This window comes from Holdemanella sp. (genome assembly GCF_056804935.1).
Window position 1 is genome coordinate 1 of record NZ_DBMEXE010000094.1, and the last position, 5932, is coordinate 5932.

7 protein-coding genes and 1 pseudogene are annotated in these 5932 nt (G+C 33.9%); 7 read left to right on the plus strand and 1 reads right to left on the minus strand.

The genetic code is table 11. The features are described from left to right. The 5 genes and pseudogenes from ACZQCL_RS05535 to ACZQCL_RS05555 all read left to right on the plus strand — a co-directional run. A pseudogene (locus ACZQCL_RS05535) lies at positions 1–461 on the plus strand (hypothetical protein); the annotation flags it as partial. 27 nt (positions 462–488) lie between these two features. Continuing rightward, positions 489–1838 (plus strand): coiled-coil domain-containing protein, encoded by a 1350-nt coding sequence (locus ACZQCL_RS05540; RefSeq protein ID WP_256268028.1) that lies wholly within the window; start codon positions 489–491, stop codon positions 1836–1838. Positions 1839–1928: 90 nt separating this feature from the next. Further along, positions 1929–2930 carry a bifunctional UDP-N-acetylglucosamine diphosphorylase/glucosamine-1-phosphate N-acetyltransferase GlmU gene (locus ACZQCL_RS05545; RefSeq protein ID WP_331865679.1) on the plus strand — a complete coding sequence of 334 codons (1002 nt, stop codon included), beginning with the start codon at positions 1929–1931 and terminating at the stop codon, positions 2928–2930. A 29-nt stretch (positions 2931–2959) separates the two neighbouring features. Next, entirely contained in the window at positions 2960–3916 is a 957-nt protein-coding gene (locus ACZQCL_RS05550; protein WP_482482126.1) for a ribose-phosphate diphosphokinase, read from the plus strand. After that, entirely contained in the window at positions 3909–4271 is a 363-nt protein-coding gene (locus ACZQCL_RS05555) for a Spx/MgsR family RNA polymerase-binding regulatory protein (RefSeq protein ID WP_288522902.1), read from the plus strand. Before ACZQCL_RS05550 ends, ACZQCL_RS05555 begins: the two co-directional genes overlap by 8 nt. A gap of 24 nt (positions 4272–4295) precedes the next feature. Here ACZQCL_RS05555 and ACZQCL_RS05560 read toward each other — a convergent pair whose 3' ends face one another. After that, positions 4296–5045: a TatD family hydrolase gene (locus ACZQCL_RS05560; RefSeq protein WP_333672902.1), complete on the minus strand. Its 750-nt coding sequence runs from the start codon at positions 5043–5045 to the stop codon at positions 4296–4298. A 52-nt stretch (positions 5046–5097) separates the two neighbouring features. Between ACZQCL_RS05560 and ACZQCL_RS05565 the strand changes: the two genes are divergently transcribed. Both ACZQCL_RS05565 and ACZQCL_RS05570 read left to right on the plus strand, forming a co-directional pair. Further along, a complete protein-coding gene (locus tag ACZQCL_RS05565; protein ID WP_227992853.1) occupies positions 5098–5535 on the plus strand; it encodes a DUF3284 domain-containing protein in 438 nt (145 codons plus the stop codon). Between the two features lie 111 nt (positions 5536–5646). Next, positions 5647–5820: a hypothetical protein gene (locus ACZQCL_RS05570; protein WP_154556314.1), complete on the plus strand. Its 174-nt coding sequence runs from the start codon at positions 5647–5649 to the stop codon at positions 5818–5820. The last annotated feature ends 112 nt before the right edge of the window (positions 5821–5932 follow it).

Genomic DNA, 5932 nt, shown 5'->3' on the forward strand with positions numbered 1-5932 from the left:
AATGTGTCTTTCAGTATAAGGAACAAAGGGATGTTGTATTAAAAGATGTTTTTTTGTGTGAACACTTATATTTAAAGAAGATCTTTAAAAAATATTGTGTCTGTACTTTATGCAGTAGTGATGCAAAACGTATGGAAAGGGGATTTGAACCAGCTATTGATATGTATTCGTCGTTAGATGTTTTTGTTCATTCTCCTTTCTACAAAAAGAAGGATATAAAGCAGTCTTCAGCAACAAAATTGCAAAGATCACAAATTAAGAATGTATTGGGCTTGAAACAATTGTATCCATTGCCTAAAAAGAAAATATTGTTGGTGGATGATGTTTGTACAACTGGAAGTACACTATTGGCTGCAAAGCAGTTGATTCATCCGGACTGCATGTTTGTTTTAGCGGCACATCCACTTTGGATTTTGGCAAATCAAGAAAACATAGTGGTCAAATCAAAGGGGTTTTGGTAAAATAGTCTAGAAGGGGCGATAGAAGCTATGGATAAGAAAAAAAAGAATGAGAATGATGAGATTTCTCAATTATTAGATTCATTTCAAACAAACGAGGAAGATACGTTAGAACAAAAAATGGATCAATTCACAAAGAATCAAACTCGTAGTCGAGTAGAAAAACATAAACCTGAACCGGAAATTCCGTTTCAAGCAAAAAAAGAGGAACCTTCACTAGGAGATACGTTTGTGGTTGGATCAAAGGATTTAAATGAGCCAAAAGAAGATCTTTCTGCAACACGTACAGTAATGTGGAATGCGGATGATTTAAAACAGGAAGCAGATTCTACAAATCAAACTGTTGTGATTGATGATGATGAAATTCAGTCTTTGTTAGAGGAGGGTAAGGGTCCTCAATTAAAAAGAGAAGTAATCAACAAGAAAAAAGAGCCAAGCAAAAAGAAATCAGCACCAAAAAAGAGTCATTCTAAAACTGGAATGTATGTTGCCTTAGGTGTTGTAGGTGTATTGTTGGTTTCATTATTGATATTTGGTGGTATGAAACTAATGACTGGTGGATTGTCTAGTTCTGATGAAAAAACATCGGAAGTTCAAAAGAAGAATTACCAGGAATTATTAGATTTTGCAAACAACTATGATGATTTATCTTCAAGTGACCAAAAGAAAATTATTGATTTTGAAAGTAAATATAACAGTTTAACGCGTAAACAAAGAGAGAAGATTGATGAAATCTTAGAAGAGGCTACCGGTAAAACTTTCAATGAATTACTTGCGAGTGCAAATAAGAAGACAAGTACGAAAAAAGACAACAACAACACTGAAATTGCTGAAAAGAAAGCGCAGTTGAAACAAAAAATCAATGATCTTAAAAAGCAGTTGTTGAGTGCACAATCGGAATTAGAAAATGCGCAGAATGCACAGTCTTCAGCTCAAAGTGATGTCGATTCATTACAGTCTCAGATTGATTCTGCAGGTGGCGGTGTAAGTGATGCTCAAAGTGCTGTAATTAGTGCACAAGCGGATTACGATAATGCACAAAGTGCGCTACAGGCATGTGAGAATCGTCGTAGTGAATTGGAACAAATTCCAAATAGCGAATTAACGCAAGATCAATATACAGAGTTACAGCAATTATATGCTGAACATCAAGGATTAGTTGATAATGTAAACACAACAAAATCGGCTTTGGCTGATGCAAAATCGGCATTAAGTGCTGCACAAAAGAATTCGGATACTTCTTCTTTACAGAATAAGTTAAAATCAGCAAAGACGAAATTGGATAGTGCAAATTCAGATGTAACAGATGCACAGTCAAAAGTAGATTCATTGAATTCACAAATCAATGATTATCAAAATCAATTGAATCAATTAGATTAGACAATACAAAATGTATTGTCTTTTTCTTTGTGTGACCTTTTAATGTCTTGTGATTTTTGTTAGAATATATACGGAAAGTCAGGTGAAAATATGCGTAATGCGATTGTTCTGGCGGCAGGAAAAGGAACTCGAATGAAATCAGATCGTAGCAAAGTAATGCATACGATTATTGATCGTTCAATGTTGGCTTACATTATTGATGCTTTAAGAGCGGTATCTGTAGAAAGAATTGTAGTGATTGTCGGATATCAGGCTGAAAGTATCAAAGAAGCTTTTCCAGATGTTGAGTTTGCTTTGCAGCAACCACAATTGGGGACAGGTCATGCGGTTATGCAAGCTACACAATTAAAGGATGAAGATGGGGATACATTGATTATTAATGGAGACGGACCATGTATTCAGCCTGAGACATTGGAAAAACTATTCCAAACCAATCAAGATGCATCATTAACTCTGTTAACTTCTGTATTGGATGATGGAGCTCATTATGGTCGTATTGTTCGTGATGAAAATAGTCATGTTCAAGCGATTGTAGAGGCAAAGGATTGTACAGAAGAACAAAAACAAATTTGTGAAATCAACGCAGGTATGTATTGTTTCAAGAACAGAGATTTATTTGATAATCTTGATAAATTAACAACAAATAATGCTCAACACGAGTATTACTTAACAGACTTGGTTAAGATTTTAGCTAATCAAGGAAAGGTTGTTAAGGGATTGGTAGTTGAAGACCGTGATGAAGTCATGGGAATCAATGATTGTGTAGAATTACATAAAGCGTATGAATGGATGCGCAATCGAATCAACAACAACTGGATGAAAGAAGGGGTACAGATTGTAGACCCAGTGCGAACAGTTATTGGAAAAGATGTAACGATTGGACATGATGTGATTATTCATCCAAATGTTGAAATTCTTGGAAACACAGAAATTGGTGATTTCGTTGAGATTTTACCAGGTTCTTATTTGAATAATTCGAAAATTGAAGATTGTGCAATTGTAGATTCAAGTAAAGTCGTCAATTCTTGCATAGAAGAAGGTTCAGTTGTAGGGCCTATGTCTTATGTAAGCAATAATAAAACCATAAAATAAACCTGATAGGGTATGAGAAAGGATAAATCATGAAAAACACTATTGTATTTGCTTTATCATCTAGCGTTGGTTTAGCAAAAGATATTTGTAAAGAATTAGGATTGGAATTAGGTAAATGTGAAGTTAAACACTTTGCGGATGGAGAAATCTTAGTAGAACTTGGAGAATCTGTTCGTGGAAAACACGTATATTTTGTACAAAGTACAAATAAGCCTGTAAACTCAAATTTAATGGAAATTTTAATTGGTATTGATGCATGTAAACGTGCAAGTGCTGCAAGCATTACGGCTATCATTCCATATTTTGGATATGCGCGTCAGGATCGTAAAGCGAAACCTCGTCAACCAATTACTTCTAAATTAGTTGCTAGTTTATTAGAAAGAGCTGGAGCTGATCGTGTAGTTACAGTTGACTTACACGCTACTCAGATTCAAGGATTCTTCGATATTCCAGCAGATGATATTACTGCGAATGGATTGATTGCTGATTACTTCAAACACAAAGAAGGATTAGGTGAAATCGTAGTTGTATCTCCTGATCACGGTGGAGCTGTACGTGCTCGTAACTTGGCAAATGCATTAGGTGCACCTATCGCAATCATCGATAAACGTCGTCCTAAACCAAATGTAGCTGAAGCTATGAACTTAATTGGTGATGTTGATGGTAAAACTGCAATCATCATCGATGACATGGTAGATACAGCTGGTACATTAACTGCTGGTATCAAAATGTTGAAAGACAAGGGAGCTAAAGCTGTCTATGCTTCATGTTCACATGGTATCCTTTCAGGACCTGCTATCGAACGTTTAAAAGCTGCTGAGTTAGCTGGATTCGTTTGTACAAATACAATTAATCAAACAGAAAACCAAAAAAATTATCCAGAAATGACTGTTCTTTCAATGGCACCATTGTTAGCTGGATTGATTCATGCAGTTGAAGAAAATTCTTCATTATCAGAAGTATTAGCACACGCATTTGATGACTAATATGGAAACATTGTTTATTGGCTATCCTCCTTGTTCAACTTGTAAAAAGGCATATAAAGTTCTACAAGATTTGGGTATTGAAGCTACATATCGAAATATTAAAGAAGATAATCCAACAAAAGAAGAGATTCAAAGCTGGATTGATCGTGGTGTGGAATTAAAAAAATTGTTTAATACAAGTGGTATGTTGTATCGTGAATTAAATGTAAAAGAAAAACGAGAAACATATACAGAAGAACAATTGATTGAATTACTTGCCTCAAATGGTATGTTAGTAAAAAGACCGATTGTGATTCAAGGAGATAACATTATCATAGGAAACAAAGTTTCAGAATACGAAAACTTACAAAAATAGACCTGTCAATCGACAGGTCTTTATTTAATCAAAAATGGAATTGAAGTTCTCTTCAATTTGTCTACATGCACTTGCTTCATCAAGTTGTTTGATTTCACAAATCTTCTTTGCGACATATTCCACATACATAGGTTCATTTTCTTTTCCACGATAAGGAACAGGTGTTAAATAAGGAGAATCCGTTTCTGTGATGATTCGATCGATAGGACATGCTGAAATACATTCAGGGGCTTGTCTAGCATTTTTGAATGTAATAGGTCCGGCAAACGAAATCATAGAATTCATTTTTAAACATTCCATCATAGTTTCTTTACTTCCGCTGAAGCAATGGAAAATAATTTTTGTCTTTGCGTATTGTTTTAAAATATCCATGCAGTCTTTTGTGGATTCGCGCATATGAATAGAAATAGGAAGATTGTGTTCATTCGCAATTTGAATCTGCTTGATAAATAGCTCTTTTTGTAAATCATTAAAACTTGTATCCCAATAGTAATCCAATCCAATTTCTCCTAAGCAATCTAAATAAGGCGTTTGATCAATGAGATACTGAATTTCTTTATCTGTAACTTCTTTGGCATCACTTGGAAACCATCCAAAGGCAATTTTAAAAAATGGATATTTTTCTTTTACCTTTTTCGCACGTTCTAATTCTTCAGGACTTGTGCACATGATCATGCAAGAAGTAAGATTTTTAGCTTTGATATTTTCAATGATCTCGTCAATTCGACTATATAAACGATCACAAGTGATGTGACAATGACTATCTGTATACATAAATAACCTTCTTTCTTAAAATAGTATATAATTGTGTTAAAAGAGGTGCAATATGAAAGTTAGCATGGAATTAAATGTAAGTGATAAAGAGTTTTATGATTTGATGATGAAATCTTTAAAAGAAGAAGTTAAAAATGTCACGAAGAAAAATTTAGAATTAAAAGAAGGGTTAAAATATAAAAAGAAATCAGCTCAAAGAAAAGGAATTGGCTCAGAGATTACTGTGCATATTAAAAGGTTGATTCCGAATACATTGTATGAAGCAACGTTTGTCACGGCAATCGACCATACAACTATTTCTTATAAGATTGAATCTTTAAATGAATCAAAAATCAAAGTGACTTATGAAGAAATTTACGAAAATGTTTCTCCAAAAGAAATTCCTGTTTGGAGACAAAAAATGGCAGAAAAACAGTCGGCTAAAAAATCAAAGAAAATGTTTAAAGAGGTTGAAAAGTTTATTTTAAATGAAAGAAATAACAAGAACTGATTATACCAGAATAGAAACCAAGTTTTCCATCTTGGTTTCTTTTTTTGTTTATATGCGTTATAAGATTGGTATAGAAAAGCTTTAACCCAACAAAAGAAGGAGGAATTGGATATGAAAAAGTTAGGTTATTTAGCGGGGGCATCATTGTTATTTGTTCCAATGCCTCTATATGCAGCAGGAATTGGTTCTAGTAACCAAGTATTTACTCACACTGGTTGGTTCTCAGTTATTTGTATGGCAACAATCGGTGTTGGAGTTGCAATTTGTTCAAAACATCAGAAATAATAATGAAAAAAGGTTCAACAGTAAGCATCATTTGGGCTGTGGACCTTTTTATTTAAAATTTGACAGTCATTGATAATAACATATGTTACCTACAATTTTTGTGGAGTATGTT

Bases quoted from the DNA above. Each gene is read 5' to 3' on its own strand.
- ACZQCL_RS05550 (WP_482482126.1), top strand. From the start codon at position 2,960: ATGAAAAACACTATTGTATTTGCTTTATCATCTAGCGTTGGTTTAGCA.
- ACZQCL_RS05540 (WP_256268028.1), top strand. From the start codon at position 489: ATGGATAAGAAAAAAAAGAATGAGAATGATGAGATTTCTCAATTATTA.
- ACZQCL_RS05570 (WP_154556314.1), top strand. From the start codon at position 5,647: ATGAAAAAGTTAGGTTATTTAGCGGGGGCATCATTGTTATTTGTTCCA.
- ACZQCL_RS05560 (WP_333672902.1), bottom strand. From the start codon at position 5,045: ATGTATACAGATAGTCATTGTCACATCACTTGTGATCGTTTATATAGT.
- ACZQCL_RS05555 (WP_288522902.1), top strand. From the start codon at position 3,909: ATGACTAATATGGAAACATTGTTTATTGGCTATCCTCCTTGTTCAACT.
- ACZQCL_RS05545 (WP_331865679.1), top strand. From the start codon at position 1,929: ATGCGTAATGCGATTGTTCTGGCGGCAGGAAAAGGAACTCGAATGAAA.
- ACZQCL_RS05565 (WP_227992853.1), top strand. From the start codon at position 5,098: ATGAAAGTTAGCATGGAATTAAATGTAAGTGATAAAGAGTTTTATGAT.